The organism is Streptomyces sp. NPDC021749 (assembly GCF_040640655.1).
Lineage (GTDB): Bacteria > Actinomycetota > Actinomycetes > Streptomycetales > Streptomycetaceae > Streptomyces.
This window is the reverse complement of the sequence record NZ_JBFACE010000025.1, coordinates 58984-81932: the sequence shown is the minus strand read 5'-3', so window position 1 is coordinate 81932 and position 22949 is coordinate 58984. Positions and strand designations below refer to the sequence as shown.

At 70.6% G+C, this 22949-nt stretch carries 22 protein-coding genes and 2 pseudogenes; 11 read left to right on the top strand and 13 right to left on the bottom strand.

The features are described 5' to 3' along the window. Positions 1 to 25 precede the first annotated feature (25 nt). The 5 genes and pseudogenes from AB0G35_RS23750 to AB0G35_RS23730 all read right to left on the bottom strand — a co-directional run bounded on the left by AB0G35_RS23750 (position 26) and on the right by AB0G35_RS23730 (position 3067). Positions 26 to 463 (bottom strand): SMI1/KNR4 family protein, encoded by a 438-nt coding sequence (locus AB0G35_RS23750; RefSeq protein WP_360952881.1) that lies wholly within the window; start codon positions 461 to 463, stop codon positions 26 to 28. A gap of 10 nt (positions 464 to 473) precedes the next feature. Further along, positions 474 to 785: pseudogene (locus tag AB0G35_RS23745) on the bottom strand (transposase); the annotation flags it as partial. Positions 786 to 1333: 548 nt separating this feature from the next. After that, complete coding sequence (locus AB0G35_RS23740) at positions 1334 to 1624, bottom strand: hypothetical protein (RefSeq protein WP_360952878.1); 291 nt, start codon at positions 1622 to 1624, stop codon at positions 1334 to 1336. Next, on the bottom strand, positions 1621 to 2397 hold the full coding sequence (locus tag AB0G35_RS23735; protein ID WP_360952875.1) for a ParA family protein: 777 nt from the start codon (positions 2395 to 2397) through the stop codon (positions 1621 to 1623). Before AB0G35_RS23735 ends, AB0G35_RS23740 begins: the two co-directional genes overlap by 4 nt. A 163-nt stretch (positions 2398 to 2560) precedes the next feature. Then, positions 2561 to 3067 (bottom strand): ArsI/CadI family heavy metal resistance metalloenzyme, encoded by a 507-nt coding sequence (locus AB0G35_RS23730; RefSeq protein ID WP_360952872.1) that lies wholly within the window; start codon positions 3065 to 3067, stop codon positions 2561 to 2563. A gap of 89 nt (positions 3068 to 3156) precedes the next feature. On the opposite strand from AB0G35_RS23730, the gene AB0G35_RS23725 reads away from it, so the two are divergent. The 7 genes from AB0G35_RS23725 to AB0G35_RS23695 all read left to right on the top strand — a co-directional run bounded on the left by AB0G35_RS23725 (position 3157) and on the right by AB0G35_RS23695 (position 9439). Beyond that, positions 3157 to 3534, top strand: a complete 378-nt coding sequence (locus AB0G35_RS23725) for a metalloregulator ArsR/SmtB family transcription factor (RefSeq protein WP_360952869.1) — start codon at positions 3157 to 3159, stop codon at positions 3532 to 3534. Further along, a complete protein-coding gene (locus tag AB0G35_RS23720) occupies positions 3531 to 4307 on the top strand; it encodes an aquaporin (protein WP_360952866.1) in 777 nt (258 codons plus the stop codon). Before AB0G35_RS23725 ends, AB0G35_RS23720 begins: the two co-directional genes overlap by 4 nt. Next, the gene (locus tag AB0G35_RS23715; protein WP_360952863.1) at positions 4304 to 4723 is read left to right on the top strand and encodes an arsenate reductase ArsC; all 420 of its coding nucleotides are present in this window, start codon (positions 4304 to 4306) and stop codon (positions 4721 to 4723) included. The genes AB0G35_RS23720 and AB0G35_RS23715 overlap by 4 nt, the downstream gene beginning before the upstream one ends. Positions 4724 to 4752: 29 nt before the next feature. Next, positions 4753 to 5223, top strand: coding sequence for an N-acetyltransferase family protein (locus AB0G35_RS23710; protein ID WP_360952860.1), 471 nt, complete (start codon positions 4753 to 4755; stop codon positions 5221 to 5223). Between the two features lie 274 nt (positions 5224 to 5497). Next, positions 5498 to 6541, top strand: coding sequence for a hypothetical protein (locus tag AB0G35_RS23705; protein WP_360952857.1), 1044 nt, complete (start codon positions 5498 to 5500; stop codon positions 6539 to 6541). Between the two features lie 539 nt (positions 6542 to 7080). Beyond that, positions 7081 to 7848 (top strand): STAS/SEC14 domain-containing protein, encoded by a 768-nt coding sequence (locus tag AB0G35_RS23700; protein WP_360952854.1) that lies wholly within the window; start codon positions 7081 to 7083, stop codon positions 7846 to 7848. Positions 7849 to 7948: 100 nt separating this feature from the next. Then, positions 7949 to 9439 (top strand): ArsR family transcriptional regulator, encoded by a 1491-nt coding sequence (locus tag AB0G35_RS23695; RefSeq protein ID WP_360952851.1) that lies wholly within the window; start codon positions 7949 to 7951, stop codon positions 9437 to 9439. 70 nt (positions 9440 to 9509) lie between these two features. Here AB0G35_RS23695 and AB0G35_RS23690 read toward each other — a convergent pair whose 3' ends face one another. The 7 genes from AB0G35_RS23690 to acsA all read right to left on the bottom strand — a co-directional run bounded on the left by AB0G35_RS23690 (position 9510) and on the right by acsA (position 16493). Then, on the bottom strand, positions 9510 to 9965 hold the full coding sequence (locus AB0G35_RS23690; RefSeq protein ID WP_360952848.1) for a CBS domain-containing protein: 456 nt from the start codon (positions 9963 to 9965) through the stop codon (positions 9510 to 9512). Positions 9966 to 10103: 138 nt separating this feature from the next. Beyond that, a complete protein-coding gene (locus AB0G35_RS23685; protein WP_360952845.1) occupies positions 10104 to 10334 on the bottom strand; it encodes a hypothetical protein in 231 nt (76 codons plus the stop codon). Positions 10335 to 10887: 553 nt separating this feature from the next. Further along, positions 10888 to 11133 carry an acyl carrier protein gene (locus tag AB0G35_RS23680; RefSeq protein ID WP_360952842.1) on the bottom strand — a complete coding sequence of 82 codons (246 nt, stop codon included), beginning with the start codon at positions 11131 to 11133 and terminating at the stop codon, positions 10888 to 10890. Beyond that, positions 11130 to 12596 carry a 2-oxo acid dehydrogenase subunit E2 gene (locus tag AB0G35_RS23675; RefSeq protein ID WP_360952839.1) on the bottom strand — a complete coding sequence of 489 codons (1467 nt, stop codon included), beginning with the start codon at positions 12594 to 12596 and terminating at the stop codon, positions 11130 to 11132. The genes AB0G35_RS23680 and AB0G35_RS23675 overlap by 4 nt, the downstream gene beginning before the upstream one ends. A gap of 2 nt (positions 12597 to 12598) precedes the next feature. Then, positions 12599 to 13594 carry an alpha-ketoacid dehydrogenase subunit beta gene (locus AB0G35_RS23670; protein WP_360952836.1) on the bottom strand — a complete coding sequence of 332 codons (996 nt, stop codon included), beginning with the start codon at positions 13592 to 13594 and terminating at the stop codon, positions 12599 to 12601. 2 nt (positions 13595 to 13596) lie between these two features. Beyond that, positions 13597 to 14535 (bottom strand): pyruvate dehydrogenase (acetyl-transferring) E1 component subunit alpha, encoded by a 939-nt coding sequence (pdhA, locus tag AB0G35_RS23665; protein WP_360952941.1) that lies wholly within the window; start codon positions 14533 to 14535, stop codon positions 13597 to 13599. A gap of 164 nt (positions 14536 to 14699) precedes the next feature. After that, the gene (acsA, locus tag AB0G35_RS23660; RefSeq protein ID WP_360952833.1) at positions 14700 to 16493 is read right to left on the bottom strand and encodes an acetate--CoA ligase; all 1794 of its coding nucleotides are present in this window, start codon (positions 16491 to 16493) and stop codon (positions 14700 to 14702) included. A gap of 176 nt (positions 16494 to 16669) precedes the next feature. Between acsA and AB0G35_RS23655 the strand changes: the two are divergent. The 4 genes and pseudogenes from AB0G35_RS23655 to AB0G35_RS23640 all read left to right on the top strand — a co-directional run. After that, positions 16670 to 16810: pseudogene (locus tag AB0G35_RS23655) on the top strand (inosine-5'-monophosphate dehydrogenase); the annotation flags it as partial. Positions 16811 to 16995: 185 nt separating this feature from the next. Then, positions 16996 to 18225, top strand: a complete 1230-nt coding sequence (locus AB0G35_RS23650; RefSeq protein ID WP_360952830.1) for a helix-turn-helix domain-containing protein — start codon at positions 16996 to 16998, stop codon at positions 18223 to 18225. A gap of 93 nt (positions 18226 to 18318) precedes the next feature. Continuing rightward, a complete protein-coding gene (locus AB0G35_RS23645; protein WP_360952827.1) occupies positions 18319 to 19341 on the top strand; it encodes an ornithine cyclodeaminase family protein in 1023 nt (340 codons plus the stop codon). 155 nt (positions 19342 to 19496) lie between these two features. Then, on the top strand, positions 19497 to 20840 hold the full coding sequence (locus AB0G35_RS23640; RefSeq protein WP_360952824.1) for an MFS transporter: 1344 nt from the start codon (positions 19497 to 19499) through the stop codon (positions 20838 to 20840). Positions 20841 to 21141: 301 nt separating this feature from the next. Here AB0G35_RS23640 and AB0G35_RS23635 read toward each other — a convergent pair whose 3' ends face one another. Next, positions 21142 to 22275 carry a chitinase gene (locus tag AB0G35_RS23635; protein WP_360952821.1) on the bottom strand — a complete coding sequence of 378 codons (1134 nt, stop codon included), beginning with the start codon at positions 22273 to 22275 and terminating at the stop codon, positions 21142 to 21144. Positions 22276 to 22949: the final 674 nt, after the last annotated feature.

Below are 22949 nucleotides of genomic sequence, written 5' to 3'. Positions count from 1 at the left end.
GGCTCATGACCGGAGAGCTGCCGCGTTACAGCTGATACCAGTCGTCGCCGCCAGTTCGGAGCGAACGGCCGAGGTAGTCCTGCAGGTTGTTGGCGACCCATCGACGACTGTCGCTCTCGTGCTCCCAGACAAAGATGTCGGGACGCTCGGGCTTCTGCACGAAGGCGAACTGGTCGCCGCCTCCGTTGTCCCCGAAGAAGAGGAGGGCGTCGAACGTCATGTAGAGCTGCGCGAACGTCTGGTCGGACCAGAAGAGCAGGTTCCTCTCGACGATCTGATCGAGGGGCCAGACGGTATCCACGTGAGTGTGTCCGATCACCCCGTTGCTTTCGAGGAGCAATTGCCGAAGCTCTGCCGGCAGCGTTCGCCTGAGTCGCGTCTCCGCCACGACGAGATCGGATGCCTGGGCCGGTTCCCGGAAGCCCACACCGGGAAAGACCGCTGTCGCTGCCTGTCTCCACATGATCCGGAGCTTAGCCAAGCACCTCCAAGGCGCCTGTACTGCATCGGCGGTAGCAGATGAGCATGCTGGCGATGCCGACGAAGGCCAGGAAGTGCTCGGCCTTGCGCTCGCAGCGTCGGTGCAGGCGACGGCACCCGTTCAGCCAGGACATCGTGCGCTCAACCACCCAGCGGTGCCGGCCCAGGCGGCCGGACGGCTCGATGCCTCGCCGGGCGATGCGCGGCACGATCTGCCGGTGCCGTAGCCATCCGCGCAGGTGGTCCAAGTCGTAACCCTCGTCCGCGTGCAGCTTGGCCGGGCGGCGACGCCTAGGGTCACCACGGGACCGGATCGGCGGGTTGCCACGCATCAACCGCGGCATCGCCCCGGCCCTCAGCAAAGCGCTCCTCGCACCGCAGGTCGCGAGGGCACTCTCCGCGCGAGCGGAGGTGAATCGGAAACCCCCGAGCCTCACCCCGACGAGCAGCGCACTCTCCGCGTGAGCGAAGGCGACCCGAAGCTCTCCCCCGTGCGTCGAACTCGCGGCGTGGTGCTCTCCCCGCGAGCGGAGGCGCACAGAGCGTGGTGCTCCCCCGCGAGCGGAAGCGCACAGAGGCTCCGGATCACCAGCAGAGCCGCCCCCGCGTTGCCGGCCTGAGCGGCTGCTGATCCTCTGGGGTTGCCGGGCTACTGCGTCCCCTCGTACAGCGCGCTCGGGAGCTGGGTGAGGTTGTGACGAGAGAAGTGCCTGCTGGAGCCCGTTGCGGGACGAGACCGTGCAGATCGTCTTGATCCGCCCCTCCGGCAGGTTGGGGTCGGCGGTGAACTTTCCCACCTCCTCCCACGAGGGGCTACCTGCGGCAGGGCTGCCCTACCGTGTGAGCCCACTGGTCAGCGAGCCGAATCCGGATCCTCACGCGGGGCGGACGCAACCCCGTCTCCGGGCCGAGAGACACAGCCGACGGTGACGGCCAGGGTGCGCAGGACGGCCGTGCCGGCGAACACGGCCGAGGAGACCGGCCGTCCCAGCCATCGCGTCAGATCGCCTCGCAGGCCGGGATCGACCTCGACGGTCACCCGGATGTATCTGTTCTGCAGCGTGGTGACATTGGCGGACCGGGGTGACGAGACGTGCTGCTCGCGCCGCAATGCAGCACGGTAGCTCTCCCTGCGCTGGCTCATACCTCATCCTGACGCTTGATCAGTTCCTCTGCGAAGTCCATGTACGCCGAGCCCTTGGCCTGGACCGGGTTCCCGAAGGACTGGGCGTACAGGTCGAGCCGAGCGATCTGGGTGTCCAGCACCTCGAAACCCCGCTCGGTGAGTGCCTCGCGAGCGTCCGCATCGGGTCCGGTGCGCGTGGCATCGGGTCGGTTGGTGCGATTGAGCAGGACCGCCGTGCGGGCCGGCTCGGTGCGCAGGGACTGCACGTCCGCCATCTCGCCGCGGATGGGCGCCATCCGGTCCAGTTCGATGGGGGCGGGGGTCACGGGCACGATCCACTCGCCGGCGTACCTCATGATGCTGCGGGCGATGCGGGGATGGTCCTCCAGCTGAGGCGCGTCGAGCACGACGGCCTGCCGGTTGCCGAGGAAATCGTTCACGCGACGGTGGACGTCCCCCACCGGCAGGGCGATCACCGGAAACGGAAAGCCCCCGGCCAGCTCGCTCCAGCGCAGCGCGGAGGCGGCCGGGTCCCCGTCGACCAGTAGCGGCGACAGTCCCGACTCATGAAACGCGTGGGCCAGCCACACAGCACTCGTCGTCTTTCCGACGCCCGGCTTGAGGTTTACAAAAGCGCAGCTCAACGACACAAGAGCCGACAATAAGGGGCACGATCGCCCATTCTCGGTCGGCGCGAGGGCGTGGCTTCGTGGTTCACCCGCAAGCAGTGAGAAACGTCGGACACCCCGTGGCGTCGCGGCCGAGCGCGTGCACCACCCTGCGGCCACCATCGCCCTCGGTCTCCACGCCGCCCACAACCGGGCGTGCTCTGGTCCGCGGTCTCACCCGCGGCTGCCTTCACCTACCTCACCGATGCTCTTCGCCCCGGCCGGGCTGCCGATCCCCGCCCGTACCAGGGATGCGCGGTAGAGCCGCCAAAAGATCCCGGATCGGTCAGCCTCCGCATCCGCAACCGGCAGCGGCCTTGGCCTCGGCCGGCGTCTGGCAGCGGTCGACGGCCTGCTCCTCAGGAGTGCAGCAGGCGGTGGTGCCGCAGCAGTCACCCGGGGCGCTGACGGCCTTCGCCGGGGTGCCGGCGTCGGCCTTGACCACGTACACCTCCCACGGCTCCTTACCCGGGCCGGTCACCCACACCTTGTCCTGCAGGGCGTAGCAGCAGGCGGTGTCGTTCTCCTCGAACGTGGCCAGGCCCGCTTCCTTCAGACGGGTCGTGGCGGCCTGGACGTCCTCGGTGCCGGCGACCTCGACACCGAGGTGGTCCAGGCGGGTCTCCTCACCCGCCTCGCCCTCGATGAGGACCAGCTTCAGCGGGGGCTCGGTGACGGCGAAGTTGGCGTAGCCCTCGCGCCGCTTGGCGGGCTCGGTGCCGAAGAGCTTGGAGTAGAAGGCGATCGAGCCTTCCAGGTCGGCGACGCGCAGAGCGAGCTGGACTCGGGACATGGCGGTCTCCCATCCGAGACGATGCTGTATCGACCACTGTCGATACAAGCGAGGTTGCCACCCGGATAGACAGGCGTCAACATAGAGGGATGTCGAAACAAGCTGATCTGCCGGTGCTCGGCCAGGACACGGCGTGCTGTGCCCCGGTGGTCCGCGAGCCGCTGAGCGAAGTGGACGCGACCGAGCTGTCGAGGATGTTCAAGGCGCTGTCGGACCCCGTCCGGCTGCGGCTGCTGTCCCTGATCGCCTCCCACGAGGGCGGGGAGGCGTGCGTGTGCGACCTGATCGGCCCGTTCGACGTCTCCCAGCCGACCATCTCCCACCACCTGAAGGTGCTGCGCGAGGCCGGGCTGGTCGGCTCCGAGCGGCGGGGGACCTGGGTGTACTACTGGGTGCTCCCCGACGCTCTGGCGAAACTGTCCGCCCTGCTGCAGGCACCGGCCGTGCCCGCGAAGGCGTCCGCGTGAGCGCCTCGGTGCCGCTGGTGCGGCGTGCAGCGGCCGAGGCCGTCGGCACGGCGGCGCTGGTGGCCGTGGTGGTCGGCTCCGGGATCCAGGCGACCGAGCTGACCCACGACGTCGGCGTGCGGCTGCTTGCCAACTCCCTGGCAACCGTCTTCGGCCTGGGCGTACTCATCGCCCTGCTCGGGCCCGTCTCAGGAGCGCATTTCAACCCCGTCGTGACACTCGCCGACTGGTTCACCGGCCGCCGTACGGCCGACGGCCCCGGTCTGCGGGAGGTGGCGGCATACGTGCCCGCCCAGATCGCCGGGGCCATCGGCGGCGCAGTCCTCGCCGACGTCATGTTCGCCCGGCCGTTGGTGCAGTGGTCGACGCACGACCGGTCCGCCGGGCATCTGTGGCTGGCCGAAGTGGTCGCCACTGCGGGACTGGTCTGGCTGGTCTTCGGGCTGGCCCGGTCCGGCCGGGCGCACCTGGCACCGGTGGCGGTCGCCTCCTACATCGGCGCCGCCTACTGGTTCACCTCCTCCACCAGCTTCGCCAATCCAGCGGTGACCATCGGGCGTGCCTTCACCAACACCTTCGCCGGCATCGCCCCCGCCTCCGTGGCCCCCTTCCTTGCCGCCCAGCTCGCCGGCGCCGCCGTCGGCCTGGTCCTGGTCGTCGTCACCTTCGGCCGCCCCAAGCCCGCAACCGGGGACGAGGTTGTCGTCCCGCACGGCCGGCAGCAGCTCGCCGCCCCGGCCCGACCTGTTGAAGAAAGCACCGTGTCCTCATGAGCACTCCCGCCGCCCCCTCCGTGCTGTTCGTCTGCGTGCACAACGCCGGCCGGTCCCAGATGGCCGCCGCCTTCCTCACCCACCTCGCAGGCGACAAGGTCCAGGTCCGCTCGGCCGGCTCCGCCCCCGCCGATGCCGTGAACCCCGCCGTGGTGGAAGCCATGAAGGAGAGCGGCATCGACATCTCCGCCGAGACCCCGAAGGTCCTCACCTCCGAGGCGGTGCAGGCCTCCGACGTAGTCATCACCATGGGCTGCGGGGACGCCTGCCCGTACTTCCCGGGCAAGCGGTACCTGGACTGGAAGCTGGACGACCCCGCCGGACAGGGCGTCCAGGCCGTCCGGCCGATCCGCGACGAGATCGAGCGGCGTATCCGCGGCCTGCTCGCCGAGCTCGGCATCGAGACGACGCCCTGAGCACGTCCACCGGCGTCCGCGTCGCCGCGATGCAGCCCGAGCACGCCTCGGCCGTGCTGTCGATCTACCAACTCGGCATCGACGAGCACCACGCCACCTTCGAGACCGCAGCGCCGGCCTGGGAGGCCTTCGACGTGGCCAAGCTGCCCGAGCACCGCCTCGTCGCCCTCGACGACGAGGCGGTGGTGGGCTGGGCAGCCGTAGTGCCGGTGTCCGACCGGTGCGCGTACGCCGGGGTGGTCGAGCACTCCGTCTACGTCCATCCCGGCGCCCGCGGCCGGGGTGTCGGCTCGGCCCTGCTGACCGCGCTGATCGCCTCCACCAAGGCGGCGGGCGTCTGGACGATCCAGTCCGGCATCTTCCCCGAGAACGTCGCCGGCCTGGCCTTGCACGAGCGGGCCGGGTTCCGGGTCATCGGCACCCGCGAGCGCATCGGCCGGCACGACGGCCGGTGGCGCGACGTGGTCCTGGTCGAACGCCGCAGCCAAGTCATCGACTGAATCCGCTCTGCCTGATCGGCGCCTCAGACACCGGCAAGTGCCACCTGCCGATCTTGACGTGAGCGACGAGTTGCGAGGGGGGTGAGGGACGTCGGCACGAAGACTGGTGCTAAAAGGTGGCGGCATGTGGGTTCAGCGAGTGATCGAACTGACCGGGTGGCAGCCGCTCGGGATCCCCGTCGACTGGGCGGCGATCGAGGGCGAGAGTGACGGTGTGCCGTATCGGGAGCCGAGCCGGGAACCGCCCCTTGCAGCCCAGTCGTCGGTTACGGACGTGACTGAAGCTCCTTGCGCACTGCCCGCCCACCACCGCCAACTCGTCTCCGACCTGTCCGGGATCGTCAGCGACTACCCTTATGTGGACCCGGAATCGACCCTCGCCCTCCTCGCCGACGACGCGGCGCAGGCACTCGACCACAACGACACTCCAGAAGGCCGCCAGGAGCGGACCGGCTATACGATCCTGCTCTATGCCACCTGCTGGTACCTCTCCGCACGCGTCTTCAGCAAGTCCCTGTTCACCTCGTACACGACGGTCCTGGACGGTTTTCGTGCCACGCTGGACCCGGCCTCCTGCGCCTGCCCGGCCGGTGCCCATCCCACCGACCTGGACTCGGAGTACGGGATCGAGGCCGGGGTGAGCATGCTGACCGCGGCCGGGCGGGCCGCATTCGCCGAGGCCAGCGGTCTCCACGACGATGGCTTGACGGCGTTCGACTGCGAGGGATTTCTCGCGGACCTCGCCGACCGGGCCGTGACCCGCATGCGTCAGGCGTACCAGGAGGTCTTCGGCGGTATCGACGTCTGCCATCTTGACGCGCGGTTCGTTCGGGACGACGGCGGTCTCGACGTCGTCGCCATGCAGGAGGCGATCCGCCGTTCCTGGGAGGACAACACCGGGCCGGTCGCCTTGTGGTCCGCCCGCCGCTGGCTCGCCGGGCAGATGCGGGACGAGGAGCGGATCGGTTTGTTCCTGTGCATGTGGATGGGTATCGCCCAGACATACGAGGGTCTGCCGCCTTCCTACACCCGCGACTTGGCTGCCGCCCTGGCAACCATCGACCTGGACGCCTCCTGCGAGCACCCGCAGCATCCCTGGTCCGCCGCGGACGCCAGCACCGATGACCGGTACCGCGCGGTGGTCCACCTGTATGCGCCGCAGGACCACCCCGACACTCCCGTTCCCACCGCGCTCTCGGCCCGTGAACTGTGGGAATGCCCGGCCCACTACGCCGAGTTGGCTCGCAGAGCGCTGGAAGACCTCAAGGACTGGCGCGTCATGCGAGGCGGCGAGGAATGGGAAGACTGGGAGGACTGAGCGGAGCGTCTCCCAGCAGCGTCGCTGCCTGCACGCCTTGATGCCCTGACGCCCTGACGGCCCAGCCCCTCGACCCGAGTCCGATCCCGTTCCGTCGCGGTGGGAGTGTCTGGCAGGTGGCCAGCAGGGCATAGACCTCCTGGCCTATGCCCGTCAGGCTGCCGGAGCGCAGGAGCTGGCCGTCGAGGATCGCGGCCTTGATCAAAAAGGATGTCCGAGCCGATGCCCCAGGCCGGCGGTAGTCCCATGATCGGGCGAACAGGTCCGGTACGGGCCGCCCAGGGCACCCCGCACATGTTGTGCCCCGGCATCGGCCCAGACGGTGGGCTGGGCCGCCCGGCTCGCCATGACGCTCCACCACGAGCAGTCCGAGGCCTCCGCTCCGGCCAGAGCGCCGCCCGAGTGAGATATTCACGGCGAAGAGGGAGAATTCCTGTACGGGCTTCGGGCGGGAAGCGGATGCCGCGTCCCTCTCGCTGTGCCACGTACCGGCCGCCGTCCGGGCGGCCGTCACACCTTGCGCACAGGAAGTTACCGAGATGCTGGAGAGAGCCGAAGACGCACCTGCCGGCGTCGACGCGGTGAAAGCGATCGGAACCGTGTCGAAGAAGGACTACGAGACGGTGGTCGAACCGCTCATCGACACCGCGCGCCGAGAGGGCCGCCGGATCAGGCTGCTGTACGAGATCGGCCCGGAGTTCCGGTCGTTCACCCCAGCTGCCGGCTGGGAGGACCTCAGGGTCGGCCTGGGTTCCATGCGCCTGTTCGAGGGCTGCGCGTTGGTCACCGATGTGGGCTGGATTCGTGAGGCGACCCGCATGATGAGCTTTCTGGTGCCCTGCCCGGTGCGCGTCTTCGGCACCCAGGAGCGTGCCGATGCCCTGCACTGGCTGGCGTCACTGCCCGAAGGACCCGGCATTTCCCATCGCCTCCTGGCCGAGTCCCGCGTACTGGTGGTCGAAGTGGAACGACCGTTGCGGGCGGCGGACTTCGACGCGCTGGCACTGACCGCGGACGGCTGGCTCAGGACCCACGACGAGTTGGCCGGCGTCGTGATCCATGCGCGGGAGTTCCCCGGCTGGGAGAACATCGGCAGCATGATCCGTCACGTACGGTTCGTCCGCGACCACCACCGCAAGGTCAGGAAGATCGCGTTGGCCGCCGACAGCAAGATCGCCGCCCTGGTGCCCCAACTCGCGAAGCACTTCGTCCGTGCCGAAGTACGGCGGTTCGGGTACGACGAACTCGACGCCGCCGTCACCTGGGCCGCCGCCCCTCCGGATCAACAGACGTCCGGTCCGGGCTGACCCCTGGGCCTACACCGGACGGCCCACCGGCAGGGCACGGGCCGGCCTCCAGAGGTGTACGTGAGGCACCACGATGGTCACTGAACGAGGGGAGCGGTCCGTGTCGCCTGCGGACGCCACTGCCCACCCTGCCAAACCCGACCGCATCTTCGACCGGGAATCCGAGTGGGCCGATCTGATGGGCTTCCTCTGCGACCCGCGTCCCAAGGCCGCCCTCGCCCTGGTCTCCGGGCAGCGCCGGCACGGCAAGACCTTCCTGTTGGAGGCGGCGACCCAGAGCACCGGCGGCTTCTACTTCGACGGCAAGGCGGCCGCCGAGAAGGAGTCGCTGGGCCGCCTCGCCGAGCGTCTGGCCGAGTACACCCGGGAACCACATCCGCCGCACTGGCACCACTGGGAGGAGGCCCTCGACGCGCTGTTCGCCCTGGGTGGCGGCCAGCCGGCCACCGTCGTGATCGACGACTTCCCCGACCTCGTCGGCCAGAGCCCCGCGCTTCCCTCCGTGCTGTACGGCGCCTACCGCCGGCTGGACCAGGAGGGCCGCGACAACCGCACCCGCCTGGTCCTCAGCGGAGGCAGCGCGGCCGTCATGAAAAGGCTGTTCTCCGGTCCGTCCCCGCTCCGCGGTCTCACCTCGCTGGAACTCGTGGTGCTGCCCTTCGGATTTCGCCGGGCAGCCCGATTCTGGGGGATCGAGTCCCCCCGGCTCGCCGTGCAGGTGCACGCCGTCGTGGGCGGCACACCGGCTTACCGCGGCGATCTGGTGTGTGACGACGTACCGTCCGGTCCGGACGACTTCGACGCCTGGGTGTGCCGGACCGTTCTCAGCCCGCGGGTGCCGTTGTTCTGGGAGGCGCGCTATCTGCTGGAGAACGAGGCGGACCACGCCGACCGGGCCCTGTGCCACTCGGTGCTGGTCGCGATCGCCGGGGGCCGGTCCACTCCCGGCGGCATCGCCGACCGCATCGGGGCTTCACTGGGCGATGTATCCCATGTCATTTCGGTTATGAGCAACCAACAGCTGCTGTACGGGGAGCCCGACGCGTTCCGCCCCGGGCTGACGCGCTACCGCATCGCGGAACCACTACTGGCCTTCGAGCACGCCGTCGCCTGGCCGCACCGGGCAAGGTGCGAGCAGGAGGACGCCGCCGGCGTGTGGCACCGGGTCCGCGCCACCTTCGACTCAGTGGTCGCCGCACCGCACTTCGCCCAGCTGTGCCGGGAGTGGGCCATGCACCACGCGGCCTGGGAGACCTTCGGCGGCGAGCCGCGGGCGGCCCTGCGCGGCAGCCTCACCGACCCCGGTCGGCGCACCCGGTGCGATGCCGACGTGGTGGTCCGGGGGTCGGTCGAGGGCGCGCCGGGAACCCTGCTCTCGGTCGGGCTCGCCCGCTGGAACGAGACCATGGACGTCCACCATCTGGAGCGGCTGCGCCACATCGTGTCCCTCCTCGCCGCTTCCGGGGAGTACACCCAGCAGACCGTGCCTGCTTGCTACAGCGGGCTCGGCTTCAGTTCGGAGCTCCGCGCGGCCGAGGCCAGGGGCGAGGTCGTCCTGGTCGATATCGACCGGCTGTATCACGGCCAGTGACCCGGCCGCGGTGATCGATCCGCGCGTGCGCGTGCTCACCCGGGGGCGGCCGGCAGCCGGATACGCCGGATCATGGAGCCGCGGGGCGGTTCCGGCGCCGGTGGAGCGGATCCGGAGTGCTGCGGGTGGCGTTCACCACCTCGGCCAGCACACTCAGCTGTCCGGTGAGGAAGCAGAACAGGTCGTCGAAGGAGATCACGCCGACCAGGCGCCCGTGGTCGACGACGGGCAGGTGACGGGCGTCGATCGAACGCATCGCGTACAGCGCGGCGGGCACAGGGGTGTCGGCCTCCACGGTGACCGGATCGGTCGACATCAATGCCTCGACCCGGAGATTCGGTGACACCCCCCGGGCCATCGCCCGTACGACCAGGTCCCGGTCGGTGATCATGCCGACCACGTGCTCGTCCTCGACCACGGGCAGGGCGCCCACCCGGGCCTCAGCCATGTGCCGGGCGGCCTCCTCCAACGTGGCGTCCTGGGACACGCCGGCCGGTGGCCTGGTCATGAGGTCCTTGATCAGCATGTGTGGCGCTGCCTTTCCGGAGCGGTGGACCGGTGCGGAACCATGCGGCGCGGCATGCGATCGGGCAGCGCCGGGAGTCCGCCGGCCCCCGCACCCCGGGTTCCGGGGCACGGCGGAGCGCCCTGCTGCGTCGCACGCCTACAGGCCCCGCGAGAGCAGCAGCTCATGCGCCATCCGGGCGCCGCGGGCCGGTTCGTCCCCAGACGGGTCCTGGGTGGGGATGTTCTCCAGGCCCTGGGCAAGGGTTCGGACGGCTTCGGCCAGCGTCTGGACCTGCGTCTCCAGCCGGCTCAGCCGTTCGTCGTCGCTGCGGGCCGGGGCGTCCTGGCCCGGGCCGTTGGCCGGTTCGTGGGAGGGGTGCGAGCACATGGCGATCTCTCCTTCCCCAGACGGGCAGCGCTCCCGGTGGTGACGGCGTTCTCGCAGGGAGGGCGGGTCCCTGGCGGCCGGCGCCGGGGGCGGTGCCGCCCGGTGGTTCCGAGGGCCGGAAGGACTCCCGGCATCTGGCGCCGCCGGCGCGTAATTCCAGAGTGACCCGGGCCGGGCCGGGCGTGGAGGGCCAATGGGCCCCCGCTCCGGGACACCTGGTCCAAGCTGGCCGGCGGACGCCATGCGGGTGTCCGGCCAGCGGCGGTGCGGGGACGCCGATCGCCCGGGCCGCCGCCGCGCACGATCGGCCTGCTGTTCCTGCCCGGGACGCCGGCGGTCGCGGGTGCCGTCATCCTCACCGGCCACCTGGTGGGGAAGCCCCCCGCCCCGCTCTCCTCACCGGCCTGGTGGTGCTCATGGTGACCGTGAGCCTGCTGCCGCTCGCCCTGGCGCTGGCGGCCTTCCTCCTCAAGCCACGGGGCACCGGAGCACACCGTAGGTGTCCCGGCCGGCCGGGGCCCGGTCCTGGTGGTGGCGCTCGGGCCCCGGTGCGTCACCCGGTACGGGCCACGAGGAAGTCGGCGCTGCTCGTCAGCGTGGTGAGGTGGGGGGTGTCCTCGTCCTCGATCCGCATCCCGGCCCGTTTGCCGAGGATCTCGATGAATGTCAGGAAGTCGAGCGAGTCGAGTTCCAGAGCGTCCCGGAAAGTGTCGTCGGGCCCCAGGGCGGTGAAGTCGGCGTCCGGAACGATCTCGGCCAGCGATTCCTTCACCATGTCGAGTGCTTCTTCGCGCGTCATAGTTCCTCCGGGTTCTGCAAGAGGCGGTCAACCGTGGTGAGAAAGCGGGCCCCGACCGCTCCGTCGGTGGCTCGATGGTCCGCGGACAGGCTGGCCGTCACCACGGGCCGCACACCGAGGAGGCCGTCGACCGCCCACGGCCGTTCGACGATGCGGCCGAAGCCCACCAGGGCCACCTGCGGTGGGTAGATGACGCCGAGTACGGCTTCCACCCCCTGGTCACCCAGGTTGGTGACGGTGATGGTGGGGCCGGACACCTCGGTACCCCGCAGCCTGCCCGTTCGGGCGCGCGTGACCAGGTCCCTCATACCGGCCATCAGCTGCGGGAGTTCGAGGGCATCGGCCTCGTGCAGCACGGGGGCGACCAGTCCGCCGCCGCGCAGCGATACGGCCACGCCCAGGTGCACCCCCTCGCCGCCGGTGAAGTGGCCGCCGGCCCAGTAGCCGTTGAGCTCGGGAACTTCCGTGGCCGCTCGGGCCACGGCCTTGAGCAACAGGGCCGCGGGAAGGAGCCGTTCGCCGACCGGGCAGCGGCGGTTGTGCTCGTGCATCCAGTCCAGCGCGGCCGACATGTCGACCGTCGTGGACAGGTAGTAGTGCGGGATCTCCCGGTTCGCACGGCTCATCAGGCCCGCGATCGCCTCCCGCATCCCCGCCGGCCGACGGTTCCGGCCAGGCCGGGCGGGGCGGGCCGGTGCCTCGTCCGCTGGCCGCGGTTCGGCGGGCACGCTCGGGCCGGGTGCCGCCGCGCGCACATCCGCGGCGTGGACGGCCCCGTCCTTGCCGGTGCCCGTCACCGTGGACAGGTCGACGCCCAGCTCGTGGGCCAGCCGCCGGGCGAAGGGGGTGATGCGGGCGGGCAGCCGGGAGGCCGCGGCGGCCCGTTCGACATCGGCACGGGTGACACGCCCGCCCTGTCCGGATCCGTGGAGGGCGTTCAGATCGACCCCGGACCGTTCCGCGAGGTGCCGGATCAAGGGGCCCGGTTCGCCGTGGGCGCCGTCGTGGCGGGTCGGGGCCGGGGGCTCGGCCCGGCCAGTGGCCGGAACCGCGGCGGCAGCCGGCGCGCCCGGCTCCGGCCGGGCGGCCGGAGCCCGTTTCGGCCTCGCCCGCGATGCGGGCCGTGCCTCCTCCGCCGTCCAGCGTTCTTGCCGTTCCGCGCCCGCCTCCGGCTCGGGCCGCCCGGCCTCCCGCACCGGCCCCGCCTCCCCCGCCGGCCCGGCCTCCCCCACCGGTTCGATCAACGCGAGCGGTGTCCCGACCGGCACGGTCGTACCGGGCTCCACGAGCAACCGCCCGACCCTGCCCGCCTCGAAGCACTCCACCTCGATCGCGGACTTCGCGGTCTCCACTACCGCGACCGGATCCCCTCTGCGGACCTGGTCACCGGCCCGCACCAGCCACTCCTGCAGCGTCCCCTCGTCCATGTCGGCACCCAAAGACGGCATCGTGAACTCGGCCATCGTCAGTCCACCGCCCGATGCGCGGCCGCGACGACGTCGGCGCTCTGCGGCAGGGCGGCCTGTTCGAGCAACCGGGCGTACGGGATGGGGACCTCCGCACTGCACACCCGCTCCACCGGTGCGTCCAGCTCGTAGAGCGACCCTTCGGCGATCCGCGCCGACACCTCCGCGGCGAGGCTGCCGCTGCGCCATGCCTCGTCGATGACCACCGCTCGGTGCGTCCGGGCCACCGAGGCGGCGATGGCCTCGCCGTCGAGCGGTCTCAGCGTCCGCAGGTCGACGACCTCGGCACTGATGCCCTCGGCCGCGAGTTCGTCCGCCGCTGCGAGCGCCTTCGGAAGCGAACCACCGTACGTGATCAGGGAGATGTCCGTGCCCTGCCTCCGGACCGCGGCGTGGTCGAGGTCCAACGGGGGTTCGGGCCGCGGCAGTTCGCCGTCGGCGTTGTAGAGGCTGCCGTGCTCGAAGATCAGCACCGGGTCGGGGTCGGCCAGCGCCGGGGCCAACATGTAGCGGGCGTCGGCAACGGTCGCCGGGGCGAGGACGCGGATGCCCGGGATGTGCGCGTACCACCCTTCCAGACTGTGCGAATGCTGCGCGGCGAGTTGCCGGCCGGCCCCCGTGGTCATCCGGATGACGAGGGGGACGGGCAGCTGGCCACCCGACATGTGGAGCAGGGTGGCGGCGTTGTTGACGATCTGGTCGAGGGCGAGCAGGCTGAAGTTGACGGTCATGATCTCGACGATCGGTCGCATCCCGGACAGCGCGGCGCCGATGCCCGCGCCCACGAACGCCGACTCCGACAGCGGGGTGTCACGGATGCGTTCCGGTCCGAACTCCTCCAGCAGACCGAGGCTCACACCGAAGCAGCCCCCGTAGCGGCCCACGTCCTCGCCCATCAGGAAGACCCGGTCGTCGGCGCGCAGTGCCTCACGGAGAGCCTCGCGCATCGCCTCCCGGTATGTGGTGGTGCGCCCTTCCGGCTGACGGGCACCCATGGTCACGTCCTCCCCCCGGTAGCGCTGGTGACATGGCGCAGCAGGTCGTCGACCGGCTCCTCGGGGGCTTGCTCGGCCGCCGCGACAGCGGCCTCTATCTCCTGGGTGACCCGGTGTTCGATGCCGGCCAGGTCCTCCTGTTCGCCCCGCTCGTCCTCGTCACGCATACGGTCCCTCAGCCGGCCGAGCGGGTCCTGGGCCTTCCACTCCTCGATCTCCGCCTTGTCGCGGTAGCGGTCCGGGTCGTACATGGAGTGGGCGCGGAATCGGTAGGTGCGCATTTCGAGGAAGTGCGGTCCGCCCCCGCCCCGGATGCTCTCGGCGGCCCGGCGGGCCGCGCGTTCCACGGCCTCGACGTCCATACCGTCCACCGCCCATGCCGCCATCCCGTACGAGGCGGCGCGCAGCGCCAGGTCGGTCTGCGCCTCGTGCCGCTCGATGGCCGTCCCCATGGCGTAGAGGTTGTTCTCGCAGACGAACAGCACCGGCAGCTGCCACAGGGCGGCCAGGTTCGCCGTCTCGTGGAACTCCCCCTCGGCATAGGCGCCGTCCCCGAAGAAACAGCAGGTGACCTGGGCCTGCTCGCGCATGCGCGCGGCGAGCGCGAGCCCCGCGGCCAGCGGGAGCCCGCCGGCGACGATCGCGTTGCCGCCGTAGAAGCGGCGTCCGGCATCGAAGAGGTGCATGGATCCGCCACGGCCCCCGCTGCATCCGGTCGCCTTGCCGTACATCTCGGCCATCACAGCCTCGGCCGGGATGCCCCGGGCGAGCGCGTGGCCGTGTTCGCGGTACGTGGCGACCACCGCGTCCTCAGGTGTCAGTGCTTCGTTGACGCCGACGGCGACGGCCTCCTCCCCGATGTAGAGGTGGACGAAACCACGTATCTTGGCGGCGCTGTACAACTCCACACAGCGCTCCTCGAAACGCCGGATCCGCAGCATGGCGTAGAGCAGCCGACGACGGTGCTCGGCCCTCGTCCGGTCGGCGGCGGGCGCCGTCGAGGCTCCGGTGGCCGCCGAACCCACCGTGGTCCGGCCGGCGCTCGCCGTGACGGTGCGCTTGGCGGTGGTGGCGGTCGTCCGTCTGCGGGTGCCGCGGGCAGGGCTCATACCGATCCCTCCAGAGTGGACAGGTCACCGGTGGGCAATCCGAGTTCACGGGCGCGCAGCAGCCGGCGCATGACCTTCCCGCTGCGCGTCTTCGGCAGGTTCTGGTCGAAGGCGATTTCGCGGGGTGCGACGGCGGGGCCCAGCCGACGGCGGGCGAAGGCCAGCAACTCGCGCTCCATCGCCGGCGTGGGTTCGGCATCGGCGTGCAGCGACACGAACGCCTTGACGACGTTCCCGGCCACCGGGTCGGGCCGTCCGATCACCCCGGCCTCGGCGACCGCCGGGTGCTCCATCAACGCGCTTTCCACTTCGAACGGGCCGACCAGGTGCCCGGCCGACTTGATGACGTCGTCGGCACGCCCCACGAACCAGTACCACCCGTCCTCGTCCCGCCTGGCCAGGTCCCCGGTCAGGTACCAGCCGTCGGCGAACGCGGCCTCGTAACGCTCCCGGTCGTTCAGATAGCCGCGGAACATGGACGGCCAGCCGGGCCGCAACGCCAACTCTCCCTCGACACCCGGCTCTTGGACCTCCGTCACCCTGCCATCGGTGATCAGTGCCCGTCCGTCCTCGCCGCGCTGAAGCACCGTCGCCTCGATTCCCGGCAATGGCCGGCCCATCGAGCCGGGCCGGATCTCGCACGCGGCGTAGTTGGCGATCATGATGCAACCGGTCTCGGTCTGCCACCAGTTGTCGTGGACGGGAAGGCCCAGCACCTCCTGACCCCACACCACGGCCTCGGGGTTGAGGGGCTCGCCAACGGACGCGATGAAGCGCAGCCGTGACAGGTCATGGGTGGCGGGCAGTTCATGGCTCCCGTGCCGGGGAGTGGTACGCATCAGCATGCGCAGCGCCGTGGGCGCGGTGTACCAGACGCTGACGCGCTGCTCGTCGAGGATCCGGTACCAGCGTCGGGCGTCGTAGTCCCCCTCGTCGACCACGAGCGTCACCCCGTGGACCAGCGGGGCGATGATGCCGTACGACATGCCGGTGACCCAGCCGGGATCGGCGGTGCACCAGTACACGTCCTCGGGATGCAGATCCAGTGCGTACGCCGCCGTGGCGTGGTGCGCGACGACCGCCTCGTGCACGTGGATCGCGCCCTTGGGAGCACCGGTGGTGCCGCTGGTGAAATGCAGCAGCGCATGGTCCTCGGGAGAGGTCGGCGGGATGGTGAAGTGCCCGGAAGCAGTTGCGGTCAGCGCGTCGAACGACAGCGTGCCGGGCAGGTCGTCGGCACCGGGGCCGACGATGAGCACGTGCGCGAGTCCGGGGAGCGACGGCCTGCGTTCGGCGACCTTGCGCCGGTAGAGGGCCGCTGTGGTGACCAGCACCCGCGCGTCGCCGAGCCTGAGGCGCTGCTCGACCGGGTCGGGGCCGAAGGCGGAGAACAGCGGGCAGAGCACACTCCTGTTCTTCAGCGTGCCCAGCGCCGCCGTGTAGAGCTCCGGACAGCGGCCGAGCAGCGTGCACACCGTGTCGCCGGGCCCGACACCCAGCGACCGCAGCACATTCGCGAAGCGGGCCGTACGGCGGGCGAGCTCTGCGTAGGTGACGGTCGTCACCGCATCGTCGCGCCCGATGCATCGCAGGGCGATCTTGCGGCCGTGATCGGGACCCGTATGCCGGTCGACGGCCTCGTACGCGATGTTCAGCCCCCGCGCGCCAGGCAGTCCGTCAAGCTCGACATGCGCCCGTGACCAGGTGAAATCCGTCCGGGCCCGCTCGTAATCGGCGAGATTGGGGGCCACGCCCGGCGTCGCGTCCTTACGGATCCTCTCCCAGGCCATCGCTTGTCCTTCCGGAGCTTGCCGCTGCTTCCAGAATCGCGGCTCCCCGCCCGGCTCGCACGCAGCCGGAAGTCCGGTGGCCGGTGGCTCGGTCGGTGTCCCCCTGCTTCCAACGTGGCACAGCGTCACGCCGACGGCATGCGCCCACCGACCTCACACCAGGTGGGTGCGGCAGAGGCCGTCCGAGGGGCGTGGTGTCCGAGGCTGATCTGCTCCGCAAGTCGGCGGACCGGGCCGATCCGTCCGGCCGGACGCCGATCCCTCACCTTGGGGCGTGGGAACGGGCCAAGGCCGAAGGAGCGAGGGCGGAGGAGCTGGGCAACAGGGCACCAATGCACCGCCACACCCGCGAGGACGAGAGTCCCTGACCGTCGCGGAGAGCGCCGGGGACGCGCCGGTGATCCGTGGCGGGGTGCGCAGGCACCGGCCCCCTGCGCGCGCAGTACCGTGGCCCGGGCTACGTTGCACCTGCGTACGACGTTCAGCCCTAGCGGGAGTCACCGTGGTCCTGCCCTACATCGATGCGATCCAGCAGCTGGTCGACTCGCTCGCCGCCCGCATCCGGCATTCGGTCGCCGTGGACGATGAGCGCGGCAGCCTCGTCGTGTGCAGCCGTCACTACGGGGACGAGGACCAGCTCCGTATCGACGTGGTGTTGTCCCGGCGGCTGCCTGCGCCCGTCGCCGCGTACCTCAACGGCTTCGGCATCGCCACCTCGGCCACACCCCGGTCGATCCCCGCCAATCCGTCTCTCGGGCTGCGGGACCGGCGGTGCTATCCCATTCGTGATCACGGGAGGCTGCTCGGTTACCTGTGGCTGATCGACGCGCACGCGGAGCGCTTCGATGAGGTGGTGGGCGATTGCGTGGTCCAGTTGACGGCGCGACTCCGGGAGCGGTCGCTGCGGATGACCGAGGAGGAGCAGCGGCGCCGGACCCTGGTGACCGGCCTCCTGCACGGGGGACCGGGCTCCGCGCGCGCCGCAGGTGAGCTGGTCGACGAGGGGCTGGTCGGCGCGGAGGACGAGGTCGTGGTCATCGTGGCCGAGGCGTCCACGGACCCCGAGGAGGTTGCCGCCGTGATCGCGGACGCCACCGGTCGGCGCAGCCGCGACGAGCCGTCGGTCCAGGCGCTCTCGGCTGCGGTGGGGGATCGCGGTGTGGTCCTTCTCGCCGGCCGACGGGGGGTGGAACGGGCAGCGGCCTGGTGGGCCGAGGAGGTACGGCGGGAGGTGCGACAGCGGGATGCGGAAGGCGGTGTCTTCGTCGGTCTGAGCAATGCCGGCCGGCTCGACGAAGCTCCTGATCTGTGGCGGCAGGCGGTGCTGGCGGCATTCGCCGCCGCCGAGCTGCCGGAGCTGGCACCGGTCACGTCCTGGCGGGACACCGGCGTCTACGGCCCGCTCATGCTCGCCGCGGTGACCTCTCCGGAACTGGTGGTACCGCCGCAGATCGCCGATCTCAGCACCGGGGGGCGTACGGACTCCCTGGCCCGCACCGCCGAGGTGTTCCTGGATGCCGCTGGGGACACCGCGGCCGCGTCCGAGCAACTGATGATTCACCGGACGACGCTCTACTACCGGCTGGCCCAGATCGAGAACCGGACCGGGTGGGACCTGAAGAACGGCCGTGACCGGTTGACCCTGCATTTGGGCCTGAAGATGCAGCGCCTCCTCAACAGCGGCATCCGGGCTTTGCTACGGGGAGAGGAAGAGCGGCGGGAAGGTTCCTGATCCTCGACGATGCCGCCGGGGGCCGGGCGGCCGGAGACTTCGCGAAGCCCGGACGACGGCCCGGGTCAGGATCGATCGTGAAGGAACTTGCACATGACCTTCCCCACGGACCGACAGCGCATCGCTGACCAGCTGAAGCTCGGCTCGGAGCTGCTCTACCTGTCCCGCCAGGACGTCGAAGGCCTGCGTCTGACACGGGGCGCCATCATGGAGCTGACCCGCCAGGCCCTGGTCGAGCACGGTCACCGCCGCTACGAGATGCCGGCCAAGATCGGTGTCCACCCGTACGACAACGTCTTCTACCACGCCATGCCGGCCTACTTGCCGGGGCCCGGGATCGTGGGCGCGAAGTGGATCGAGTGCTACCCGGACAACCCGCGCAGGTTCGGTCTTCCGCAGACCACCGGATTGCTCGTGCTCAATGACGTGGAATCCGGCGTGCCGCTGGCCGTCATGGACTCGGCGTGGCTGACCGCGATGCGCACCCCGGCGGTGACGGTTCTGGCCGCCGCGGCGCTCCACCCCGGCGCCACCACCTTCGGCATGTTCGGCTGTGGCGTACAGGGAAGAGAACACGTCCGCTACGCAGCCCTGGCGATGCCCGGACTGGAGACCGTCCATGTGTGTGACACCAACGAGGGCGCAGCGGAGGCCCTGGTCACGCAACTGCAGCCCGAACTGGATGTGCGCATCGTCAAGGGTGAGTCGGCCGAGGCGGTCACCAAGAGTGCGGAAGTGCTGAGTTCGGCGACGGTCATCCTGCGGGAGCCGCTCGCGGTGGTGAAGGACGAGTGGGTCACTGCCGGCCAGACGATCCTTCCGTGCGACCTGAACACCTTCTGGGACCCCCGCACTTCCCGGCGCGCCGACAAGTACATCGTCGACAGCGTCGAGGAGCACGAACTGTTCGCGTCGATGGGGTACTTCCCCGACGGTCTGCCCGAGGTCGCGGCCGAGACCGGCGAGGTGCTGGCCGGGGTGAAGCCCGGCCGCGAGAACGCCGACGAGATCATCGTCAACAGCAACATCGGCATGGCCGTCTGCGACATCGCGGTGGGCCACGCGATCATGCACCGCGCGCTGGAGCGCGGCGTCGGGGTGCGGCTCCCCCTCTGACCTCTGCCGCGGCGGGCGAGGCCGGGGCCCGCGGGCCGGAGCCCGGCCTGCCCGTCCGAGCCTGCCGACCCCCCTCTCCACACCCGGCTTCCTCCCCCTACCCGACCGACCCCACCGAGCCTTCAGGCACCGCCGGGCCGGCACAGGAGTGCACCATGACCGCATCAAGTGTCCTGGACGACGCCCCACTGAGCAGATTCCACAAACGACTCGCCCTGTACTCCTCGGGAGGCCCCTTCCTCGACGGCTACGTCCTGAGCATCGTCGGCGTCGCCCTGGTGCAACTTGCGCCGCAGATGCACCTCTCCGACACCGCCCAGGGCCTGATCGGCGCTTCCGCCCTCATCGGCATCTTCTGCGGCGCCTTCCTCGGCGGATACCTGACCGACAAGTTCGGCAGGCAGGTGCTCTACACCATCGACCTCATCGCCATCATCGGATGTTCCGTCGCGCAGTTCTGGGCCTCCGATCCGGTGTGGCTGTTCGTCCTGCGCCTGCTGATCGGCATGGCGGTGGGCGCCGACTACCCGATCGCCACCTCGCTGCTGGCCGAGTTCACCCCGCGCCGCTACCGGGGACCGCTGCTCGGCGGCCTGATGGTGATGTGGTTCGTCGGCGCGGCGACCGCCTACGTCGTCGGCGAGGCCCTGCTGTCCGTCGGCGACAGCGGCTGGCGGTGGATGCTCGCCAGCGCCGCACTGCCGGCCACCGTCATCGTGCTGCTGCGGCTGGGCACCCCCGAGTCGCCGCGCTGGCTGGCCAAGAAGGGCCGCGTGGACGAGGCCAACGCCGTGATGCGCAAGGTCTTCGGCAGCGGGGCAACCCTCGCCGACCTCCCCGAAGAAGAACGCGAGAACGCCGGGCTGAAGCTGCTGTGGCGGTCCGGTTACCTCGGACGCATGCTGTTCGTCAGCGCTTTCTGGACGTGTTCGATCGTGCCGCTCTTCGCGGTGTACGCCTTCGGACCACGCATCCTCGGCGCCCTCCATCTGGCCGGCAGCCTGGCCAACATCGGTTCGGCCCTGATCACGGTCTTCTTCGTGGTCGGCTGTCTGCTCGCCATGGTGGTCATCAACCGCCTGGGCCGACGGGCCTTGATCATCCACAGTTTCGCCTGGTCCGGGCTGGCGCTCCTGCTGCTCGGCCTGTTCCCCTCCGCCCCGGCCCCCGTGATCATGACCTTGTTCGCCGCCTACGCCGTCCTCATCGGAGGCACTCAGAACCTCCAGTGGATCTACCCGAACGAGCTGTTCCCCACCGAGATCCGGGGCACCGCCGTCGGCCTCGCCTCCTCACTGAGCCGGATCGGCGCGGCGGCCGGCACGTATCTCGTCCCGCTCGCCCTCACCTCGTGGGGAATCGGCACGACGATGCTCACGGCGGCGGCCATCACGCTGTTCGGGGCCGTCCTCTCGATGCGGTGGGCTCCGGAGACCCGTGGCCTGGCCCTGCACGAATCCGCCGCGCTGGGCACTCCGGCGACCGCGAGGGCCGGATAGCGCCCACGGGACCACCCGGCGCAGCACACGGAGGGTCGCGCATCCCAACGGCCGGGCGGTGAGGGCTGTTCGGACCGTACCGGAGGCAGCAGCGGTCCGCCTGGGGCCCGGAACCAGGAGTCTGCTGATCTCTGTCGTGGGAGACACAGCGATCGCACCGCGGGCCGTTCTGGAATGAGTACGCCAGGGTGCGCTGGACCCTCCCGGACCGCGCCCCTCCGGTAAGGAACCGGGAGGGGCGCGGTCGGGCCGTTGTCCGCCCGCCACACGAGCCCTTGCACGGTGCGCAGGCAGTCGGGAGTCAGCCGGCGAAGGTGCGGGCGAATGCGTTCGCGTCCTTCCCGATGCTCGAACAGGTCGCCAGCGCTTTCGCCCGACCGCCGTCCGGGCAGGGCTTGTCCCTGGTGAGCGACCACATCGACAGGCGGCGGAGTCCCTTGGCGTCGGCGAACCGCTTGAGTTGCACCGCATCGGCGAGGGTGAAGGTTTCGCCCTTGACGTCGTTGACACCGATCATGGGCGTGACGGCGACGGTCCGCCATGCCGTGGCGTCGTCACGGATGCCCAGCACCGTCTTGAGCTGCTTGTGGGTGGCGGTGGCGGCGGCGATGGCGTAGGCGCCCATGTCGCCGTCGTAGAAGGTGCCGTAGTCCATGGCCATGATGTTGACGGCGGAGACTCGGAGCCCATGCTTCTTCGCCTTCGCCAGCACAGCGACGGAGTGGCGGTTCAGACCCGACGGGAGCACGGGGAGGGTGAAGGAGACGTCCAGGTTCCTGCGCTGCTGCTGGAGTCGTGCGAGGGCCCGGGCGCGCAGGTCGTTGGCTCGGGTGTCCGTCAGGGCTGGGCCTTCCAGGTCGAAGTCGACTTTCCTCAGACCGTAGGCGTCGATGACCGTGCGGTAGGCCGTCACCAGCGCGTCCACCGAGCCGCAGGCCCTGGCGAGTTCGTTGCCGCTCTGCCCGCCGAAGGAGACTCGTACGTCACCGCCCTGGGCCCTGAGCCGGTCTGCCTGCCGTGCCACCGGGTTGGCGTCCAGCGGCTGCCTGCCGCCCCACTTGGGTACGCAGCCGCCCCCCGGGGAGACGAAGGCCAGGGTGTACTCCTTCGCCCCGGTCTCCTCGGCGGCCTTGAGAAGGTCCAGCGGGGGCCTGAGTGAGGTGTCCACGTAAGGCGAGAAGCCTGCGGGCTTACGGGCGGGCGGCCAGCTCGGATGCCACGTAGGTGTGGGCTTGGGGGCTTTGGGCTTGGCCCGGTCGTTGTGGCTCGTGTGCGGGGAGGGCATCGATTGCGGGTGTCCGGGCTTGTGCTGGACGTCGCTCGTCGAACAGCCGGCGAGCAGCGCCGTGGCGGCCACCGCGGCCGCCGCCACCGTGGCGGTCCCCATGGGCCGGCAACTCGGGCGGGCGGCAGGCGCGTTGGCGGGCTTCGTCATCGTCGAGCTGCATCCTTTGTGCCGTGATGTGGTGGTGCGGTGGGCGGTGTGCGGCGGCAAGCGGCACCCGCACCACGGCGGACAGCGGTGCTGAACGACTCCAACGCCGCCGAGAACGGGCTGATGCGAGGCCTCACCTGTGATCCTACGTACCCGCTCCGCGCCGCAGGATCCGTAGGGGTGAGCGACGTCACCGAAAGACGGGTCGCTGGGTCGCGGCGGACGAGGTGAACGGGGCACCCCGAAGCTGCGGTCCGGGCGGGAAGAGCGCGGGGGCGGCTGCGTGCTCGCCGTCGCATGGCAGCCGAAGTAGCCACCGACGCCGCGAAGTTCCGCGCGGGCTCCCTGGCCGCGAGGGTGCCGAGCCCATACGCGACGCGGCCCGCCGGCTCCGCTGGCCCGCCTGGCGGCCCCGGCACCAGGCTCGTGCCCAGACCGGCCATGACGACCGACAAGCCGCGCCGCCACCCGCCAGGACGGGTACGGACGTGCGGATCACGATCTACGGCTGGAGACGGGTACGGACGTGCAGATCACGGCCTACGGCCGGAGTACGAGGCCCAGCTCAGGGATCAGCCTCAAGCTGGTCCTCCGGGTTGTCCGGACCGGGTCAGGCGCCGCGCACCGCCTCCGCACCGCCTGCCCGCTCGTTCGGCCGGCCGGCCGGAGGGGTG